The organism is Amycolatopsis bartoniae (genome assembly GCF_014191255.1).
Classification (GTDB): Bacteria; Actinomycetota; Actinomycetes; order Mycobacteriales; family Pseudonocardiaceae; genus Amycolatopsis_E; species Amycolatopsis_E bartoniae.
In genome coordinates this window covers 2231340-2250155 of record NZ_JACHWH010000001.1, presented here as the reverse complement: position 1 = coordinate 2250155, position 18816 = coordinate 2231340, and the positions used below count along the sequence as shown (strand labels likewise).

The following is an 18816-nucleotide window of genomic DNA, read 5'->3' as shown; positions in this document are numbered from 1 at the left end:
CGCTAACGTCCGCAGGTGTGGTCAAGAAGGGCATCAGCTACCGCTGTGGGGAGTGCGGCTACGAGGCCGCGAAATGGGTGGGCCGCTGCCCGGAGTGCCAGGCGTGGGGCACGCTCGAAGAGCGTGGTGACGCCAGGCCGGCGATAGCCAGGGTGGCGGCCGGCGCGCCCAGCGCGCCCGCCCGCCCCATCGGGCAGGTCGACCTCGAATCGGCGCGGGCGCGCGCCACCGGCGTGCCGGAGCTGGACAGGGTGCTCGGCGGCGGGCTCGTGCCCGGCGCGGTGGTGCTGCTGGCGGGGGAGCCCGGGGTCGGCAAGTCGACGTTGCTGCTCGAAGTGGTCTACCAGTGGGCGGTGACGGCGGCCAAGCCCGCGCTGTACGTGACGGGTGAGGAGTCCGCCGGGCAGGTCCGGCTGCGGGCCGAGCGGACGGGGAACCTGCACGAGCGCATGTTCCTGGCCGCCGAGAGCGACCTGTCGGCGATCCTGGGGCACGTGGACGCCGTCGATCCTGGCGTGCTGATCGTCGACTCGGTGCAGACCATGGCGTCGCCGCAGGTCGAGGGCGCGCCCGGCGGGGTCACGCAGGTACGGGCGGTCACGGCGGGGCTGGTGGCGCTCGCGAAGGAGCGCGGGCTGCCGATCGTGCTGGTCGGGCACGTGACCAAGGACGGGTCGGTCGCCGGGCCGCGGGTGCTGGAGCACCTGGTGGACGTGGTGCTGCACTTCGAGGGCGACAGGCATTCGACGCTGCGGCTCGTGCGGGGCGTGAAGAACCGGTTCGGGCCCGCGGACGAGATCGGCTGCTTCGAGCTGCGCGACGACGGGATCGTCGGGGTGCCGGACCCGTCGGGGCTGTTCCTGAACCGGCACGAGGACGCCGTGCCGGGCACGGCCATCACGGTGACGGTGGAGGGCAAGCGGCCGTTGCTGTGCGAGGTGCAGGCGCTGGTGTCCAAGTCGAGCCTGCCGCAGCCGAGGCGCGCGGTGAGCGGGCTGGACTCCGCGCGGGTCGGCATGGTGCTCGCAGTGCTGGAGAAGCGCGGCGGCGTGCGGTTCGGGGAGCAGGACGTCTACACGGCGACGGTCGGTGGGATGAAGGTCACCGAGCCGGCGGTGGATCTGGCGGTGGTGCTGGCGATCGCCTCGTCGGTGCAGGACGTGGCCCTGTCGCCGCGGCTGGTGTCGCTGGGGGAGGTCGGGCTGGCGGGGGAGATCCGGCGGGTCACGGGGGTGGGCCGCAGGCTCGCGGAGGCGGCGCGGATGGGCTTCACGCACGCGATCGTGCCGCCGGACCCGGGCAAGCTGCCGGACGGCATCCGGGTGCTGGAGGTGGCGAACGTGGCGGACGCACTGAACGCGGCGATGAAGGCCTAGGGCAGTGCGGAGGTGTCGATCTCGACGGGAACCGGGCCGGGGGCGGTGATGGTCTCGCCGTTGTCGGCCCTGATCACTTCCACGTACTTGGCGTCTTCGAGCCGGTAGCCACGGAAGGCGACCGGCTTGCCGTCGGGAGTTTCGACGAGCCAGAGGTACGGGATCCCGGCTTGGGCGTAGGAGGCCATCTTGGTCTCGCGCTCGCCCTTGCCGTTGCCCGGCGACCAGACCTCCACGGCGAGGAGCACGTCGCCGGGCTCGAAGGCCGGACGACTGTCACCGACCTTGGCCACAACGAGGTCCGGGATGAGCGCGGTGCGGAACGGTGTGCTGATCCGCACGCCGACCGCAGGCAACACTTCCAGCGCAGCCGTGCCGGCAGCTCGAAGCGCATCGTCGACGATCCGGGCCAGCCGGAAGGACAGCCGCTGGTGACCGGACGTGGGAGGCGGAGTCATCGCGAAGTACCCCAGGATCAGTTCGAGGCGTGAACCGTCGACAGGGGTGTCCGCTGCCAGCCAGTCCTCGACCGTGGCAGGACCGAGCGGGTGCTTGAACGCGAGCTGAGCGTCGTACGCGAGCTGAGCGGTCATGCTGCGCCTCCCTGGCCTCCGGCCTTACGCCCTGGTGTGAGTTTACCGGCTCACAGCGAATCACCAGGGCGAAAGAGGCTGGTCACGCGGACGCGACCGACCGCGCTAGGTGAGGGCGGAGGTGTCGACCTCGACAGGAACCGGCCCCGGAGCGGTGATGGTCTCGCCGTTGCCCGCGTAGATCTCCTGGCGGTATTCGGTCTCCCCGAGACGGTAACCCCAGAACTTCACGGGCTCGCCGCGCGGCGCTTCGACGATCCACACGTGGGGAACACCCGCGGCCGCGTAGGCGGCCATTTTGGTCTCGCGCTCGGCACGCGTGTTGCCGGGCGACCACACCTCGACGGCCAGAAGGACGTTCTCGGGCGCAAAGCTCACGTGGTGCACGTCCACGTCGACCACGACGACATCGGGGATCAGCGCGGTGCGGAAGTAGCTGCTGATCCGGACACCGACCGCGGGCAGCACGTGCAGATCATGCCGTTTCGCGACACGGATGGCGTTCCGCAGGAGAACGGCCAGTTCGAACGCGGCGTGCTGGTGCGAGCCGGATGGAGGTGGCGCCACGTGCAGGTACCCCAGGATCAGTTCCAGGTGGGACCCGTCAGCGGGCGGCTCGGCCGCCAGCCAGTCGTCCACCGTATTGGGGCCGAGAGGGTGATCGATCACGGCTTCCGCAGTCAACTCACACCTCCCGGACCGGACGGTTGTCAATGACTATACCGGGCTCCTACTGACCCGCCAGGAGCTTCGCGCAGCGGATGAGGCCGATGTGCGAGTACGCCTGCGGGTGGTTGCCCAGCGAGCGCTCCGCGATCGGGTCGTACTGCTCCGGCAGCAGGCCCGTCGGGCCGGCCGCGTCGACCATCTGCTCGAACAGTTCCTCCGCCTCCGTGCGGCGGCCCGTCAGCAGGTACGCCTCGATCAGCCAAGCCGCGCACAGGTGGAACCCGCCCTCGCCGCCCGGCAGGCCGTCGTCCCGGCGGTAGCGGTACACCGTCGACCCGCTGCGCAGCTCGGCCTCGATCGCCGTCACCGTGGACTGGAACCGCTCGTCCGACGGGTCGATCAGGCCCGACAGCCCCACGAACAGCGAGGCCGCATCCAGATCGGTGCCGTCGTACGCCGTGGTGAACGCCTGGACCTCGTCGTTCCAGCCGTTCTCCAGCACGTCCCGCGCGATGGCCTCCCGCAGCTCGTGCCAGCCCGCCGGGATTTCGCGCTCGTACACCTCGCCCAGCTTGATCGCGCGGTCGATCGTCACCCAGCACATGACCCGCGAGTACACCCGGTGGCGCGGCACGTGCCGCTCCTCCCAGATGCCGTGGTCGGCCTCCGACCAGCGCCGCGTCACGGCCTCGGCCATCGCGCGCACCATCTGCCAGTCCTGGTCCCGCAGCTCGCCGCGCACCTCGGCCAGCGCGCACACCAACTCCACCACCGGGCCGAACACGTCCAGCTGCACCTGGTGGTTCGCCAGGTTGCCGACCCGCACCGGACGCGAGCCTGCGTACCCCGGAAGGGTGTCGATGACGGCTTCCGCGCCCAGCTGGTTACCCGAAAGCGTGTACAGCGGGTGCAGCCGCTCCGGGCCCGCCAGCGTGGACAGCACGCCGTGCAGCCAGTTGAGGTACCCGTCGGCCTCCTCCAGCGACCCCAGGCCCACCAGCTCCCGCACGGTCATCGCCGCGTCGCGGATCCAGCAGTACCGGTAGTCCCAGTTCCGGACGCCACCGATCTCCTCCGGCAGCGACGTGGTGGCCGCCGCCAGCACGCCACCGGTGTCCGTGTTGCACAGCCCGCGCAGGGTCAGCGCCGAACGCGACACCAGCTCCGGCTCGACGTTCGGCAGCTTCAGCGCCGACGCCCACTCGCTCCAGTACCGGCCCGCGTGCGCTCGCCGCTCCGGCTCGGGCAGCTCCGCCGGACCCAGCTCGGTGGTGCCGCAACGCAGCTCCAGCACCACCGGCTGCTCCGGCGTCGGCAGCACCGTCGCCGTGGCCGTGTCGTGCAGGCCGTCGTTGGTGATCTCCCACTGGACACCCGGCGCACGCAGCACGATCGGCTCCGACGTGCCCACCACGCGCAGGCCGTCCTCCTCCGGCACGAGGCTCACCGGGACCGCGCCGAACTCCGGGCGCGGCGCGAACACGACCGACGCCGCGGTGGATCCCGAGATCACCCGGACGAGGTCCGTCCGGTGCGAGGGCGTCTCCGGCTCCAGGTAGTCCGTCACCAGCAGGCGCGACCAGCGGGTCTCGACCGTCATGGTGTTGGGCAGGTAGCGCTGGCCCAGCGGCAGGTTGCCGTTGCGCTGCGTCGAGTCGCCGCGTGCGGGCCGGATCGAGAAGTGCCCCGCGCCGGTGCCGCCGAGCAGGTCCGCGAACACCGCGGGCGCGTCGGGGCCGGGGTGGCACATCCAGGTCAGCCGGGCGTCCGGGGTGACCAGCGCGACCGAACGCTCGTTGGCCAGCATCGACAGCCGCTCGATGGGCGGCGCCTGCTCGCCGTAGAGCCAGTTGCGCCGCTCTTCGAGGATGAACGCGAGTACCGTCGCGACGTCCTCCGTGCCGGGCACGTGGAACGCCGCCAGCGTCTCCCCCTCGCCGACCTTCACCCCGAGGTCGGGGCCGGACAGCCGGGCGAACGCCTTCTCGTCGGTGACGTCGTCACCGAGGAACACCGCGGCGGTGGCGCCGACCTGGTGGCGCAGGGTGTCGAGCGCGCGGCCCTTGTCGGTCTGCACGACGGCCAGCTCGACGACCTCCTTGCCGTCGGTGGTGGTCACCCCGTCCCACGTGCACGGTCCATTGTGGACGTCGTCGAGGACGCGCTGCGCGGCGTCCCGCTCGGCGCGCCGCACGTGCACGGCGATGCTCGCGGGCTTGACCTCCAGCTGCACCCCCGGCACGCCGGAGACGAGCTCGTCGAGCGTGGCCTCCAGCCTGCGGTGCAGGTCGCGGGCCTCGGCGTCGAGCGCGTGCACGAAGCCGATGTCGAACTCGGACCCGTGGCTGCCGACCAGGTGCACCTCGGACGGCAGCCGGGACAGGGTCGCCAGATCCCGCAGCGCGCGGCCGGAGATCACCGCGGTGGTCGTCTCGTGCAGCCCGGCCAGCGAACGCAGCGCGCCCACGGACTCGGGCAGGGGCCGCGCCTCGTCCGGGTTGGTCACGATCGGAGCCAAGGTCCCGTCGTAGTCGCACGCGACCAGCAGTCGCGGCGTGCGGGCGATCTGCACGATCGCACGGCGCAGCTCGGCGGGCAGGGACTCGGCGGTCACCACTCCTCCTCTGGGAGCTCAAAGCATTTATGTCGACAAGTCGGCTGAATTCAGGAAGTCGTTTCGGTTCCGAGCGCTTCCAGGAACGATCTGGCCCACCGGTCAACGTCATGGGTGAGGACCTGGCGCCGCAATGCTCGCATCCGGCGCCTGCCCTCGGCAGGGTCGAGCGTAATGGCCGCCTCCAGGGCGTTCTTCACCCCGTCGAGATCGTGCGGGTTGACGAGGAACGCGCTGGTCAGCTCGGCGGCCGCGCCGGCGAACTCGGACAGCACCAGCGCGCCGCCCAGATCGTGCCGGCACGCCACGTACTCCTTGCAGACCAGATTCATCCCATCGCGCAGCGGCGTCACGACCATGACGTCCGCCGCGGAGTAGAACGCGGCCAGCTCGGTGCGGCTCACCGACTGGTGCAGGTAGTGCACCACCGGGTGGCCGACGCGGGAGAACTCGCCGTTGATGCGGCCCACCATCTGCTCAATGTCGCTGCGCATCCGCTGGTAGTGCTCGACGCGCTCACGACTGGGCGTGGCCAGCTGGATGAACGTCACGTCCTCCGGCTTCACCCGGCCCTCGTGGAGCAGCTCGTGCAGCGCCTGCAACCGCAGGTCGATGCCCTTGGTGTAGTCCAGCCGGTCCACGCCGAGCAGCACCGTCCGGGGGTTGCCCAGGTCGCGGCGGAGCTCGGCGGCGCGCTCGCCCACCTGCTTGGAGCGGGCGAGGCTGTCGAGCCCGGCGGAGTCGATCGAGATCGGGAACGCGCCGACGCGGACCGTCCGGTTGCCGACCTGCATCATGCCGGGCCGGGACCGGACGCCGACCGCGCCGCGGCTCGGTTCGAGGCCGACCAGGGTGCGGGCCAGCCACAGGAAGTTCTGCGCGCCGCCCGGCCGGTGGAACCCGACCAGGTCGGCGCCGATGAGCCCGCGCACGATCTCCGCGCGCCACGGCAGCTGCATGAACAGCTCGACCGGGGGGAACGGGATGTGCAGGAAGAAGCCGATGCGCAGGTCGGGCCGCAGCTCGCGGAGCATGCTCGGGACGAGCTGCAGCTGGTAGTCCTGCACCCACACGGTCGCGCCCCCCGCCGCCACCTGGGCCGCGGCCTCGGCGAACCGGCGGTTGACCTTGACGTAGCTCTCCCACCAGCCGCGGTCGAACACCGGCCGCTCGACGACGTCGTGGTAGAGCGGCCACAGCGTGGCGTTCGAGAAGCCCTCGTAGTAGTCGCGCACGTCCTCCGCGGTCAGCGTGACGGGGTACAGGACCATGCCCTCGTCGCTGAACGGGTCCACCTCGACGCCCGGCACGCCGGGCCAGCCGACCCACGCGCCCTTGCGGGAACGGAGGAACGGCTCCAGCGCGGAGACCAGGCCGCCCGGGCTCGCCGTCCACCGCTGCGAGCCGTCGGGACCCCGTTCGAGGTCGACGGGCAGCCGGTTGGCGACGACGACGAAGTCCGCCGAGCCGTTCCCGATCTCCTGCTCACTCACGCTCTGTGCTCCCTTGCTTCGCCGGGCGCGGCGTCACGAAAGACTATCTCGTGGCCGCCGGACAAGATCGACCGCGCGGTGACTGGAATGTCCTACTCCAGCCGTCCTTCCGACGGCCGCAGCGGACCGGCCATCCGCGGGCCGGCCAGCTTGCGCTCCAGCCTGCCCAGGCCGGTACGGACGGGCTGGGCGAGGTACTCGCCGAGCACCACTCCCGCGGCCAGCGCCAGTCCGATGGCCACCGCCTTCATCAGGGTAGAGACGTTGCCGTTCCCCTGCGTTGCCAGTTCGTAGAGGCCACGATAAGTCGAGAGACCGGGCAGGAGCGGCGTGATGCCGGACACCGCGACCACGAGCGGCGTGACCTTCAGCCGCCGGGCCAGCACGCCGCCGCAGAACCCGACCAGCATGGCCGCGACGGCGGACGAGGTGATGGGGTCGAACGCGGCGAGCACGAGTGAGCCGTAGACCCCGGCGCCGATCGCGCCCGCCGCCGCGGCGACGAGCATCGAGCGCAGGGTGGCGTAGCTGCCGACGGCGAAGCAGGCGGCCGAGCCCGCGCCGGCGAGGACGACGACGGGCAACCCGAGCGCGGTCTGGGCGGGCAGTTCGGGAATGACCTGGGTGAAGCCGAGCGCCTTGGCGATGTTCAGCGCGAGCGCGACGCCGGTGATGAGCCCGGCACTCATCAACGCCGTCTCCATGGTGCGGCCCGCGGCGGTGACGTTGTAGCCGGTGATCGCGTCCTGCACGGCCGAGACCGTGGACAGCCCGGACAGCAGCACGGTGATCGCCGCGGCCGCCACCAGCGTCGAGAACCTGCTGGGCACCAGGCCGGTTTCGACGGCCACCGTGGCGAGGATCGTGGCCACCAGACCGCCGGCGACCTGCTGGAAGAAGAAGGGGAGGGCGTACTTGTTCAGCTGTCGGCCGAGCCGGTCGACGAGCGCTGAGATGACGAGCGCACCGGCCGCGATGTCGAAGCCGCCGCCGATGAGCAGCGTGACGAAGAAGGCCATGCCGCCCCAGGCCAGCGTCGCGACCCAGCGCGGGTACGGGTGCGGGGCCGTGGTGATGCGGTGCAGCTCCGCGTACGCCTCCTCGGCGCCCATGTTGCCGCGGGTGATCTGCTGGACGAGCATCTCGGTCTGCGACAGCCGCGTGTAGTCGAGGCTGCGGGAGCGCACGACGCGCAGCGCGCTCACCGGCGCCATGTCCGTGCCGCGGTGGCAGGTGACGGTGATGGACGTGAAGATGACGTCCACCTCGCAGTGCGGCAGGCCGAGCGCCGAGGTCAGCGCGAGGATCGTCGCGGTGACGTCGGACGCGCCCGCGCCGCTGGCCATCTGCACCTCGCCGATGCGCAGGACGAGGTCGAGGACGAAGTTGACGGTGGTGTCGTCGGGCAGCGCCGGGCCGTGCTGGGCGCCCGCGTCGGGCGCCGGGAACTGGCCGGTGGGTGCTTCCAGGATGTGCCAGGCCCGTCGCCGGGGCCCGGTGGTGCGGGTGCGCCTGTGCTCACTTTCGACGTACGGATCCCGGGGCGCTTCCAGGATGTGCCAGCCACGCCGCCGGGTCACCGTGGCCCGGGCGCGCTGGTTGCTCTTCATGGCCCTTCACCTCCTCGCAGGGGGTATCCCCGGGGACCATCGCCGTGGCATGGCCTGCCGTTGCAAGAAAGAAACAGTGGCGTCCGCCACCCCGTCGATGATCCACCAGCAAGGAGTGCCCGACAGGCTGCTGCGTCACTCCATCGATACCTGCTCGGCTCCTCCGGACCGGGTATGCCCAGGTGGTCAGGGAAACAGCCCGAGACCAAGGAGGGTCGACATGGGTTTCTTCGGTGGTGTGTGGGGACTGATCGTGCTGATCGTTTCAGGCCTGGTGTTCGGCCTGATCGCGAAGGCGATCCTGCCGGGTAAGCAGGGCATCCCGCTGTGGCTGACGATCCTCGCCGGGATCGTGGGCGCGTTCATCGGCAACCTCGTGGCCGGGTGGGTCGGCTACACCAACGCGAACGGCGGGCTGCCGTGGTTCCGCTGGGTGCTGGACATCGTGGGCTCCATCGTCGTGGTGGCCATCGCCTCGGCGCTGTACCCGAAGCGCTCCCACAACGGCGCCGGCCGCCGCGGCGCCGCGATGGGTCACTAGGTGTGGCGCCGGGTGGGGTCACCGGCTCGGTGGCCCCACCCGGCTGTGCCCGCCGGCTCCGCCCGGTGCCCCCGCGAGGCTCCACCCGCTGGCTATGATGGCCACCGAAACAGGCCGACTTAGCTCAGCTGGTAGAGCAGCTGTCTTGTAAACAGCAGGTCAGGGGTTCGAGTCCCCTAGTCGGCTCACCTCTGACCAGGGTGTTCCCGACAGCGAGGAACACCCTGGTCCTGTCTCGTCTCAGTTTCAGTCTCAGTTGACCGGTCAGGCGGGTACGGGAGCGGCTGTCGGGCCGTCGTCGTCTTCCTCGTCCGGTCCCTTCCAGAGCAACCCGCCGAGCTGTGATGCGATGTTCTGCCGTAGCTCGTCCGGGACGTGTTGGTACCGCTGAGCCATGTCGATTTTCGACCAGCCCATGACGTCCATGACCGCGCGCTGGGCGACGCCCAGAACGAGCAGGAACGTCGCGGCCGTGTGCCGCGCGTCGTGCAGCCGTGCCTCGCGGACACCGGCGGCCTTGAGGACGTCCTTCCACTCGCCGTAGTCCGCCCGCGGATCAGTTGGCCTGCCGGTGGGCTGAGCGAACATCCACCCTTCGTCCTGCCACACGTCGGCCGCTTGCTGCCGCTCGACGTCTTGGGCCTCGCGGTGTTCCAGCAGAGCGAGCACGAGCGGTGGTGGCACGCTGAGCACTCGGCGCCCGGCACGGGACTTCGGTTCGACCACCACGAGACCACCGCTGTGGCGCTTCGGGCAGTCGGCGCCGCGCTTGCCGCCGCACTTGCCGCCGTCGCAACCGTGCTGCCAGGTCTGGCGCTGCAATGCCCGCCGGACCGTCAGCATCGCGGTCACCTGGCGGGAGGGGCAGTCGTCCGCGCGACGTTTTCCGCATGGCTGAGCAACCGAGCATCCGTGGTGCCACTCGACTTTGAGATCGGACCACTTGAGGCCGATCGCTTCACCCTGCCGCAGACCGAGTGCAAGCGCGATGGCCCACCGCACGCCGTTCCTGCGTCCGTGCGCGATGGCGAGGATCGCCCGTGCGTCGTCCACAGTCAACGGCTCGATCTCGATTTCTTCGATCTTCGGCGCCCGTACGGCCCGGATGGGGTTGCGGGTGATCCGGTTCCGTCGCTCAGCCTCGTTGAGCGACGCGCGAAGCGCGATGTGAACCTGCTGCAAAGTGGCAGACTTCGCGCCTTCCTTCCGCAGGCGCGCGTAGAAGCGTTCGATGTGCTCTGGTTCGAGCCGCGACAGCTTGTGGGCGCCGATTCCCGGAACAATGTACTTGTTAACCGCAGTCCAGTAGTAGTTGCGCGTCTTGTAGCGGACGTTTGGCACGGCGATGGTTTCGTACCAATGCATCAGCCACTTCTCGACCGTCCATTCCTGGCCGGTCTTCCGAACGGTGCCCGAGTCACGTTCCCGTTCGAGCTGCCGTACCTTCTTGATGACCTCCGCTTCGGTCTTGGCCTGGACATGTCGTCGGTCGGGCTTCCCGTTGTCCTTCACTCCGACCGTGACGCGACCGTGCCAGTAACCGTCTTTTCCAACGTAGATGCTGCTGGCGCCATTCGGCGCGCGAGTTCCTTCAGTGCGCTTGCGAGCCAAGGAGCTTCCTCTTTCAGGCGGCGTTCGCGGTGGTGGCGTCGACGAGTCGGGCGGCGTACGCCCGGATGGCGGAGACAGGAACGCGACGGAGTCGCCCGATGCGGACGGATTCGATCTGGCCGGTGCGAAGCAGCTTGAACATCAGCGTCCGGCCGATGCCGAGCTGTTCGGCGGCCTCTTCGGCGGTGAGCATCACGCGTTCAGGAAGAACGCGTGCGGGCGGTGCTGCCGGTTCGGTTTCACGTTCCGCGATGGTGCGGGCGAGCTGTGCCAGGGTGGCGGCGAGTTCGCTGATTTCGTTGGCGGTAGCCATGCTGGTGGAACCTTTCAGCGCGAGGCCGGTGCGGTCAGGCGCACTCGTGCATTGACTCGGTGCGTGCTGTATCTCGGGTCACGGCGTCCTCCTGGTCGCGCTTGCTGGTGGCTGGTTTCTTCCGCTACCTGCGCGACCTTCGCTACTTGCCTGCTCAGAGGGGTAGCGGATGGGTCGCGGGTAGCGCTTAGGTCCGCTACCTGCGGTCGGTCAGGGGCGGCGACGCGCCAGAGGTAGCGCTTGTGTCCGCTACCTCCCCGGCTTCCGCTACCGCTCTGACCTGCGGGGTAGCGCTCCGCGCGGAGGTAGCGGCAGGAGGCAGGTAGCGCTGCCAGGCGTCGGCGAGGCCGTCCGGTCCGGTGGTGCGGTAGCCCTTGCGAACCCCACCGCCCGGCAGCTTGATGTCCCTGGCACGGACGCCATAGGGCTTGAGGAACCCGGCCAGCCGCCGGGGGTCGAGCGGTTTGCCGTCGAGGTCACCCCACGGGGATTCGTCCAGCTGATGCAAGGCGCCGAGGATCTCGTCGGTGGTGAGCTTGTCGGTGTCTCGGGCGGTGTAGAGGTCGCGAAGGTCGGCCAAGAGCTGGAGGCGCTGCCCGCCGCCGTTGCGGTCGGCGTTGCTGACTTCGACGAAGTGCGCGCACGCGGCGCGGGCGGTGTCGGGCCAGTGGCCTCCGGCCGCGTCGGCGATGGCGATGAGGGGGCGCCAGATCTCGGCGGAGCGGTCCCGCACACCGGGCGGCATGGCGGGCCGTCCCCTGCTGATCTTGTCCATCACGGATTCCACCCAAGCCGCGAGCGCGTCCCGCAGCGGTGCGGCTTCCGCCTCGACCTCCTCTTCCCAAAACTCTTCGACCTCTTCGTCCTGGCGGCGGCGTTTCATGTGCACGGTGATGGCGCGGGTGGTCACGGTGTCGGGCATGTTGCCTGCGATCCCGGCAAGCGCGGCGGGAGCGAAGACGGGGAAGCGCTGAACCTTCATGGCCTTGGCGTCACCGACACAACGGGCGACGGTCGCGCCGCGCTTGTACCCGGCGTTGAGCAGGCCACGGAGATCTTCGTTGTTGCCACCCTTGGCGGTGAAGATCGTGTCCACCTCATCGAACAGGATCGTGATCGGCCCTTCGGACACCATGCGGAACAGCGCGGCCGTGGTAGCGGAGAACGTCATCTCCGGTGCCCGCACGAGGAACTGCGCCACCTCCAGCACCCGCGTCTTGCCGGACCCGGGTTCCACAGAGGACAGGATCAGCCGCGGCGTGACATAGAAGTGGTCAGCGGCGTGGGTGTGGGCGTACCAGAGCGCGAGCATGGGTGCGCAGTGCTCGGACGGGAACACGTTGAACCGCGCCACAAAATCCCGCACCCGGTCCAGCACCTCATGCCCGGCCATGACAACGCGGTTCGCCGAGCGCCACACCTGCTGACAGTTCTCCGAGCAGAAGTCGTCCGAGGGCGACTCCCCCAGCGGGCGGCCACACTGACAGCAGGTCGCGGGACCGCCAGCCACGCCCGCGCCGATTGCGTCGTCGATCGCGGCGAGCGTGTTCGTAGTGGTGTCGGCGGGTACAGGCATCAGGCGGCCTCCTCCGGGCGATTGAGTGCACAAGTCACGGTGGCGACGGCCGTACCTCGGCCAGTGATCCGCTTCCTCACGCGGCCACTCCAAGACGGGCGGTGAGACTGGTTCCGACTTGTCCGGCGCGGGCGGCGTGGTAGCGCTGCCACAGCTCGTCGACCACGTCGGTGTCGTCAGCCAACTCGTGCAGCCTGTCCACGTCGGCGGTCTCCGCCGCGTCCTGGACCCGTTGGGTGTGCGCGAGGAGGGCGCGTCGCCACGCCGCCTCCAGTACTGCCGTCTTGAGGTGGTCGGCCAGAGCGGGCGGTGGTGCGTCGCGGTAGGTGTCGATGAGCCAGCCGGACAGCCACTCCCGCCGCTGGCGGCCCGGCGCGCGGCCGGTGGTGATGGCGTGGGCGTAGAGCGCGACCGGCGCGGGGGCCGTGTCCGCGGCGGCGAGTTCGATCGCCAGCCGCAGCACGGGGGCGGTCACGGCTCCGGCCATGTCGTCGGCACGCATCCCGGCCAGCAGGCGGCGGGCTGCGGCGGCCGGGAGCTGCATGAGGCAGCCGAGGAAACCGCGTTCAGGGTCGGTCAGGGCGTCGGTCGCGGCGGACATGCTGATCCTTTCGGCGGCTAGCTGGTGAAGGGTGGGGGTGGCAGCCTGGGCGGGGTGAATGACCAGGACCCCGCTCCGCCTGCGCGTCGGCGGCGGTGGTGGCGCATGGCGGTGGCTCAGCTCGTGGCGTATCCGGTCGCGGTGTACCTGGGAGCGGCGCTGTTGGGTCCGTCTCGGCACTCGCCCACTCGCTGGATTGATGCGCTGTCCAGCGGGGCGGGGGCACTGATCGCATGCGTGGTGCTCTTCGGCTTGGCGGCCTTGGTAAACCGGTACGGCGACCGCGACTGAGCAGGCGGGAAGCGGATGCCGAACCCGACGGGCAGATGGGAGCGGGATGGGCGAGCGTGAGCGGTCGAGTGCCGAACAGGTGCGGTACGCGCTCTTCTTGGCGCTTGCCTCAACGGCTGTCGCGGTAAGCGCGGCAGTGCTCGCGTTCCTGATGACCCACCCGTGGATACCCATCCTGACGGCGACCGGATCGGCGCTCACGGCTGCGGCGCAGTGGACCCTGTTCATCCGCGGTCGTCGACAGACCTCGCGGAAGAGGGACTGAGAGGCGTGGCGGAGCGCCGGTCCCCGCGCCGAGTCGTGGCGGATGCATTGCCGTGGGCTCTGGGCATGGCCCTGCCTTACGGGGTTGCGGTTGTGATTTTCTCCGTGACGGGAGCAAGTGAGCCGTGGCTGTGGGGGTTCCTCGGTGTTCTGCCGGGCCTGGGCGCACCGGTCGGGAAGTTCCTGCGCCAGCGTCGGCACGATCGGGACGATTCTTGATCCACACATGTGATCACTCTTCGTGTCTGGTTTTGGACACCCGAGCCCTCAGCGAAACCCGAGCGCGGGTGTCACCGAGGCGGGTTTTCGCGGGTTTCGGGGGTGTTTGTGCTGGTGGACGCTAGGAGCTAGATCGCAGCTCAGCGACGGTGTGGGGCGCTAGCGGGGATGCTAGATCTAGCATCGGGTGACGCTAGCCGGACCGGAATCGCTAGCACCCCACACCAGTCACTCTCCGTCGATCAGTCGCGATTGAGGGAACGGGCGGCGGACAAGATCTCGGCGCGCTCGACACCGCGCCGGTTGGCGGCCTTGCCGTCCTCGGTGCGCCCGTAGACCTGCACGGTCTCGATCCCGAACGGCTTGAGCCCGGCGGCGAGCTGGTTGGCCTTCGCCCGGCCGTCCAGCTCGGTCCACGAGCCGTAGACCTCCGGGCGGAGTTCGGCCAGCCGGTCCACCACCGTTTCGGACCAGATCTTCGCCTCGTCCGCGCGGATTACTGAGGCCACGTCAGCGATGAGGGAGTACGACGGCCGCGCTGACTCGTCCACAAGGGACTCTCCCGCCGCGTGGCCGGTGATGGTGCCGTGCCTTCCTCGCAGGGCGCACGCCCGTTCCACGATCTTTTCCGCAGCGGGGCCGTCGATGTAGTAGGAGCGCACGATTTGCGGGTCGTCGGTGGCGCCGACAAGGTAGCCAATCCCCTTGTCCTTCGCCCCGAACGTCGTGGCCCGGATGCCGTTCTTGTAGCTTGACGTGCCCAGCACCATGTCGTTCTCCACCTGCCCCATCACCCGCAGGCAGAACCGCAGACCGGCATTCGCGCTCACACCCGGCGGCAAGGACTGGGCATCCGGCCGCTGCGTGGCCAACACGAGGATGATCCCCATCGCCGGGCCACGCTTGATGATGCCTTCGGCGAGCTTCTTCGCCTCGTCCTTGTAGTCCTCGTGGGAAAACAGCTCCTGGCACTCGTCGATCGCGGCGAAGATCGGGTGCAACCCGAGCTTGCGGTTCCGCGAGAGTTGTGGCGTGACCTTGTTCTCGGGGCAGAGCGCCCGGTTCTCTTTGGCAATGCGGGTGATGGTCTTCGAGCGGCGCTCCAGCTCCTTGTACAGGCGCCGCAGCGAGTTCATCGCGCCTTCGAGGGTGTCGTCATCGGCGCCGGAGCCGTACTCGTGCGCGACCCGCTCGAACATCCCGAGATCGCCGGTGCCCTTCAGCTCCCACAACACCAGCTCCACCCACGGATCCAGCGCAGCGGCGAGCACGAGCACTCGGAGAGAGAACGTCTTGCCCATGCGGGGCATGGCGCCGATGACCATGTTCGCGAACATCAGGTCCACGCCCACCGGACGGCCGCGCTGGTCCGTGCCGAATGGGACGGACTGGAACAGGTCGGCCTCCCCCGACTTCGCCAGCGGCCAGGTGGCGGGCTTGGCCCTGGCCATGTCCTGATCCCCCACCCAGATCACCAACCGGCCCGCGTGCTCCTCGCTGACCGGCTCCGGCCACACGCACCCGAGCGGACGACGCAGGCCGGAGGCGAGCTTGTCCCGACGCTCCATCACATCGGTGACCGTCACGCCGTGCGGCAGGTCCACCTCCGCCCGCCAGCCCGGCCCATCGCGGGTGATCGGTGCCGGGAACGTGATCCCCGGTCCCTTCGCCACGGCCTGGTTGATGCCGGAGATCCCGAGCGCTGCCAGGGCGCGCACCACCACCTCACTGGTCAGCTTCGGGGCCTTCGACGTCACCACGGCCCGGCCTAGCACGGGCTTGTCGGCGGGGGTGCCGACCTTGCCCAGCAGCCCGACCGCGACGGCCGCGACCAGCCAGGCCAGCGCGTCGCTGTAGGACACCAGCAGGTAGACCCCGGCGGCTGCGACGAGCAGGGTCAGGAACGCCACCAGGCCGCGCTTGCGGATGCGCTCGGCGCGGACCTCGGCGAGCTTGACGTACTTGTCGTACTCCGACGCGGTCACTGCGGCCGCCCGCAGCGGCTTGCCCTCCGCGTCGTAGATCCACCGGTGCGTCGCGACCAGCACCCGCCACAGGCCACGCGGGGAGCGCACGAGCAGGATTCCGGCGTACTGCGGAGCCCGCAGCGCGTGATACGCCGTCGTGTGTCCGGCGTAGAGCGCCAGCCACCGCACGCGGTCGGTCAGCTCCCGGCGCGAGCGCGCCCACTCCGGCAGCAACGGCCGGATCTTCGCCTCCCGCGTGCTCTCCCACCACGACGGCTTGCGCGCCACCGGGAGATCCACCAACACCGGGTGCCGGACCTCCTCGGCGTCGAGGACATCCCGCCGTTCCTGAACGGGGATCTCTTCCGGTGTCGAGGCGCTGTCCGGACGCAGTGTGAACGGCAGCACCTTGCCGTTGGTGGCCTCGCTGTCGCCGGTGTTCACGGGCTCCTGATCGGAGGTGTTCATGGGCTCCTCACGGTGGAAGTCGTCATCACGGCCTTGGTCGTCGGAAGCGGGCATCAGGCGGCCTCCTCACGTGGCTCGTCGGTCGGAGCGCTGACAACCTCAGCGCGCAACTCGTCCGCGACGTTCTTGCTGGTCCCCCGCGAAATCTCCGGGCAGACCGACCGCACCCACGCGGGAGTGACCTCGATCCCCGGGGTCCACGCCGCTCGCGCTTCCGCCAGGTAGTCCGCGCGCAACTTCCGCCCGGGCTTCGCCTTCGGCTTGCGCCGCTGAACGACCGGTCGCGACGGGGCCTCCTCGCGTGTCTCGTGAACGGTCTCCGCAGGAGCGCCCGTGAACGCCGGAGCAGCGGCGCGAGCAACGGCCTCGGTGAGTCGATCCCGGAGCACCGGCGCGGTCTCGGCTGCCAGGAAGACCAGCACCGGCGGAACCGAGTGCAGCACCACTCCGGCCACGTCCACCCGCGTCCACGAGCGCCACGTGTTCATCGCGTACGTGGCGAGGAACGCGAACCACTTCGTCCGGTGCGCCCACGTTCCTACGTGGACTTGGTATCGAGCGGTGATCTGCTCCGCCCGCAGCACAGCGACGAGCACGAGCGACACCATCGGGTCCAGCAACCAGGCCGCGAGCCACGGCAACGACCCGGTGACGGCACCGGAGGCCGCGAAGGTCTGGACGTTGACCATCGTGAAGGCAAGTCCGAGGAAGATCCCAACCCACACCAGTGAGTCCACGAAGGACCGGACTTTCTCCACCCGTAGCGCGACCACGTCCGGGTTGTTCGACAGCGCCCGCACCTGAGCCGCGGTAGCGGCCTCCTGCCTCAGCTTGTCCGCCGTCGACGGCACGTCTTCCCGAGTCTCTGTCATGAGTGCCCCCTGGTCGTGACGATCTCGGTCACCGCGAGCAGACGCGCGACCGCGGCGCCGGCGAACAGCGCCGGAACGATGAGCACGATGAGCAGCGCGGTTGTGTTGTGCCAGAAGCGAATGACCAGCCATTGCACGCCGACGATCAGCGCGGCCGTGAGCAAGGTCCGAACGGCGTTGCCGGTCATGCGGGTGACTTCGCGGACCCCGTTGCGCGCCTTGAGGGCGGACTTCCGGCCAGAACGCCACGTCGAGAAGAGACCAACAGCGGCGAGTCCGGCGAGGATGTACAGAACCGAGTGGGAAGTCATGCGGCATCACCTCGAAGGTGCTTCAGCTCGCGGTCCCAGTCGATGAGTGCTGACTCGCTTCCGATCGGTACGAGCACTTCGGTCTCGGCAAGCGCCGTTTCCAGGTCCGAGCGCTGGAAGGCGAACACCGCGACGCCGGTTGGCGTCGAGAAGGCCAGCCAGACGCGCGACGACAGGTCCGAGTCCGGCGCGATGTGCACATCCCCCTCCCCCGAGTCCTGCACCAGGCCATCAGCCAGTAGCTCACGGGCGATCGTCCAGCGAACCCACAACTCGGAGCCGACAGCGAAGTCGAGCAGGATCGCGAAGGGGTCATCAGAGCGGTACCGGAACTTCACCCGGATCGGGCGCAGCTCAAGCACCTCGCTGGATGCGTCCTCCCACTCCGCCCACAGCGGAAGGGTCAGGCTGTGGAGTGACATCAGTGGCCACCCCCGACGTGGTGCACGCGGGAAGCAGAAGTGCCTACCATGAGACCCCTCTCCGAACGGTTTGTTGGCTGCTTGGGGAGTCCCGGCGCGGCGGCGTTCTTGGCGGGATGCGCCGCGCCGGGGTCAGTGATCAGGAGTCGGACCATCAGGCGGCGTCTCCCTCCATCAGGTCGGTGGCGTCCAGGCGCGTCGGCAGCGACCGCAACGCCGTCCGGTCGACCCGGCGGCGCGAGCGACCCGCTCGACGCGAGTCGAGGAACCGCGGAACCCGGACCAGCGCGGCGAGTCCTGCCGCCTCAAGCTCTGCGTCCAGCTCGTCGAGCAACGTGTGCGCGGCGGCCAGCTCCTCAGCATCGGCACGCTGTGTCGCGTGCGCCTGAACAGCGAAAACCTCGTCGTAGTCGGTGTCCAAGCCGTCGAAATGCGCTTCGGCCTGTCGGCGGCTCATGTGTGCGGACCTCATCAGGATTCCTCTCGTCGTGGCCTTGTTGACCAATGCTGACATTAGTCAGCATTGGTCAGTTCGTCGTTAGGCCATCCGCGTGAAGATTGGTCAGGGTTGGTCAGCTGGCTATGCTCGGACCCGTGGGAAGCGAAGCCGCGGGCCTGGCGGCATACGAACGGGTCGCCGCCTCCATTCGAGAAGCCGTCGCGACCGGCGAGCTCGCGCCAGGCGCCCGCTTGCCCGGAAACCGGGACTTGGCGCAGCAGCACGGGGTGTCCCTGCCGACCTTGCAGAAGGCGGTGGCCCTGCTCCAGGAAGAAGGCTGGCTCGTGCCGCGGCCCTCGGTCGGCGTGTACGTCTCGGACGATCCGCCGAAGGAACGCCCGGCCGTGACCGTGAGCGACCTGCGGCGCGCGGTGATCGAGTTACGGGCGGCGGTCTCCGCGATCGAAGAGCGTTTGGACCGGCTGGAGGGGGAGTCGAACGGGTGACCCGAGTGGTTCGGGAGTGCGCTGTTCTGTGTCATGCCTCTATGAAAGCGTCCCCTGACC

Annotated in this window: 18 protein-coding genes and 1 tRNA gene; 5 read left to right on the top strand and 14 right to left on the bottom strand. The window is 69.5% G+C overall.

Going from position 1 to position 18816, the window contains the following annotated elements:
• Positions 1-17 precede the first annotated feature (17 nt).
• Entirely contained in the window at positions 18-1376 is a 1359-nt protein-coding gene (radA, locus tag FHX82_RS10580; protein ID WP_183176547.1) for a DNA repair protein RadA, read from the top strand.
• Here the strand turns inward: radA and FHX82_RS10575 are convergent.
• The 5 genes from FHX82_RS10575 to FHX82_RS10555 all read right to left on the bottom strand — a co-directional run bounded on the left by FHX82_RS10575 (position 1373) and on the right by FHX82_RS10555 (position 8355).
• The gene (locus tag FHX82_RS10575) at positions 1373-1969 is read right to left on the bottom strand and encodes a Uma2 family endonuclease (protein WP_145937566.1); all 597 of its coding nucleotides are present in this window, start codon (positions 1967-1969) and stop codon (positions 1373-1375) included. The genes radA and FHX82_RS10575 overlap by 4 nt on opposite strands.
• Positions 1970-2074: 105 nt before the next feature.
• Entirely contained in the window at positions 2075-2638 is a 564-nt protein-coding gene (locus FHX82_RS10570; protein WP_183176546.1) for a Uma2 family endonuclease, read from the bottom strand.
• 61 nt (positions 2639-2699) lie between these two features.
• Positions 2700-5252: a trehalose-phosphatase gene (otsB, locus tag FHX82_RS10565; protein WP_145937564.1), complete on the bottom strand. Its 2553-nt coding sequence runs from the start codon at positions 5250-5252 to the stop codon at positions 2700-2702.
• A 50-nt stretch (positions 5253-5302) separates the two neighbouring features.
• Positions 5303-6745, bottom strand: a complete 1443-nt coding sequence (locus tag FHX82_RS10560; RefSeq protein WP_145937563.1) for an alpha,alpha-trehalose-phosphate synthase (UDP-forming) — start codon at positions 6743-6745, stop codon at positions 5303-5305.
• Between the two features lie 92 nt (positions 6746-6837).
• Positions 6838-8355 (bottom strand): threonine/serine exporter family protein, encoded by a 1518-nt coding sequence (locus FHX82_RS10555; protein WP_145937562.1) that lies wholly within the window; start codon positions 8353-8355, stop codon positions 6838-6840.
• A 220-nt stretch (positions 8356-8575) separates the two neighbouring features.
• On the opposite strand from FHX82_RS10555, the gene FHX82_RS10550 reads away from it, so the two are divergent.
• A complete protein-coding gene (locus FHX82_RS10550; RefSeq protein ID WP_145937561.1) occupies positions 8576-8896 on the top strand; it encodes a GlsB/YeaQ/YmgE family stress response membrane protein in 321 nt (106 codons plus the stop codon).
• A 113-nt stretch (positions 8897-9009) separates the two neighbouring features.
• Positions 9010-9082 (top strand) — tRNA-Thr (locus tag FHX82_RS10545).
• A 78-nt stretch (positions 9083-9160) separates the two neighbouring features.
• Here FHX82_RS10545 and FHX82_RS10540 read toward each other — a convergent pair.
• The 4 genes from FHX82_RS10540 to FHX82_RS10525 all read right to left on the bottom strand — a co-directional run bounded on the left by FHX82_RS10540 (position 9161) and on the right by FHX82_RS10525 (position 12997).
• A complete protein-coding gene (locus FHX82_RS10540) occupies positions 9161-10507 on the bottom strand; it encodes a tyrosine-type recombinase/integrase (RefSeq protein WP_145937560.1) in 1347 nt (448 codons plus the stop codon).
• Between the two features lie 13 nt (positions 10508-10520).
• The gene (locus FHX82_RS10535; protein WP_145937559.1) at positions 10521-10820 is read right to left on the bottom strand and encodes a helix-turn-helix domain-containing protein; all 300 of its coding nucleotides are present in this window, start codon (positions 10818-10820) and stop codon (positions 10521-10523) included.
• 196 nt (positions 10821-11016) lie between these two features.
• Positions 11017-12396, bottom strand: a complete 1380-nt coding sequence (locus tag FHX82_RS10530) for a DUF3631 domain-containing protein (protein ID WP_145937558.1) — start codon at positions 12394-12396, stop codon at positions 11017-11019.
• A 76-nt stretch (positions 12397-12472) separates the two neighbouring features.
• Positions 12473-12997, bottom strand: a complete 525-nt coding sequence (locus tag FHX82_RS10525; RefSeq protein ID WP_145937557.1) for a hypothetical protein — start codon at positions 12995-12997, stop codon at positions 12473-12475.
• 337 nt (positions 12998-13334) lie between these two features.
• Between FHX82_RS10525 and FHX82_RS10520 the strand changes: the two genes are divergently transcribed.
• Positions 13335-13553, top strand: coding sequence for a hypothetical protein (locus tag FHX82_RS10520; protein ID WP_145937556.1), 219 nt, complete (start codon positions 13335-13337; stop codon positions 13551-13553).
• A gap of 460 nt (positions 13554-14013) precedes the next feature.
• Here FHX82_RS10520 and FHX82_RS10515 read toward each other — a convergent pair whose 3' ends face one another.
• The 5 genes from FHX82_RS10515 to FHX82_RS10495 all read right to left on the bottom strand — a co-directional run bounded on the left by FHX82_RS10515 (position 14014) and on the right by FHX82_RS10495 (position 18268).
• Complete coding sequence (locus tag FHX82_RS10515; RefSeq protein ID WP_229881248.1) at positions 14014-16260, bottom strand: FtsK/SpoIIIE domain-containing protein; 2247 nt, start codon at positions 16258-16260, stop codon at positions 14014-14016.
• Complete coding sequence (locus tag FHX82_RS10510) at positions 16260-17078, bottom strand: hypothetical protein (protein WP_145937555.1); 819 nt, start codon at positions 17076-17078, stop codon at positions 16260-16262. The genes FHX82_RS10515 and FHX82_RS10510 overlap by 1 nt, the downstream gene beginning before the upstream one ends.
• On the bottom strand, positions 17075-17389 hold the full coding sequence (locus tag FHX82_RS10505) for a hypothetical protein (RefSeq protein WP_145937554.1): 315 nt from the start codon (positions 17387-17389) through the stop codon (positions 17075-17077). The genes FHX82_RS10510 and FHX82_RS10505 overlap by 4 nt, the downstream gene beginning before the upstream one ends.
• Positions 17386-17811, bottom strand: coding sequence for an SsgA family sporulation/cell division regulator (locus FHX82_RS10500; RefSeq protein WP_145937553.1), 426 nt, complete (start codon positions 17809-17811; stop codon positions 17386-17388). The genes FHX82_RS10505 and FHX82_RS10500 overlap by 4 nt, the downstream gene beginning before the upstream one ends.
• Before the next feature lie 154 nt (positions 17812-17965).
• Positions 17966-18268 carry a hypothetical protein gene (locus tag FHX82_RS10495; RefSeq protein ID WP_145937552.1) on the bottom strand — a complete coding sequence of 101 codons (303 nt, stop codon included), beginning with the start codon at positions 18266-18268 and terminating at the stop codon, positions 17966-17968.
• A gap of 137 nt (positions 18269-18405) precedes the next feature.
• Between FHX82_RS10495 and FHX82_RS10490 the strand changes: the two genes are divergently transcribed.
• Complete coding sequence (locus tag FHX82_RS10490; RefSeq protein WP_145937551.1) at positions 18406-18756, top strand: GntR family transcriptional regulator; 351 nt, start codon at positions 18406-18408, stop codon at positions 18754-18756.
• Positions 18757-18816 lie beyond the last annotated feature (60 nt).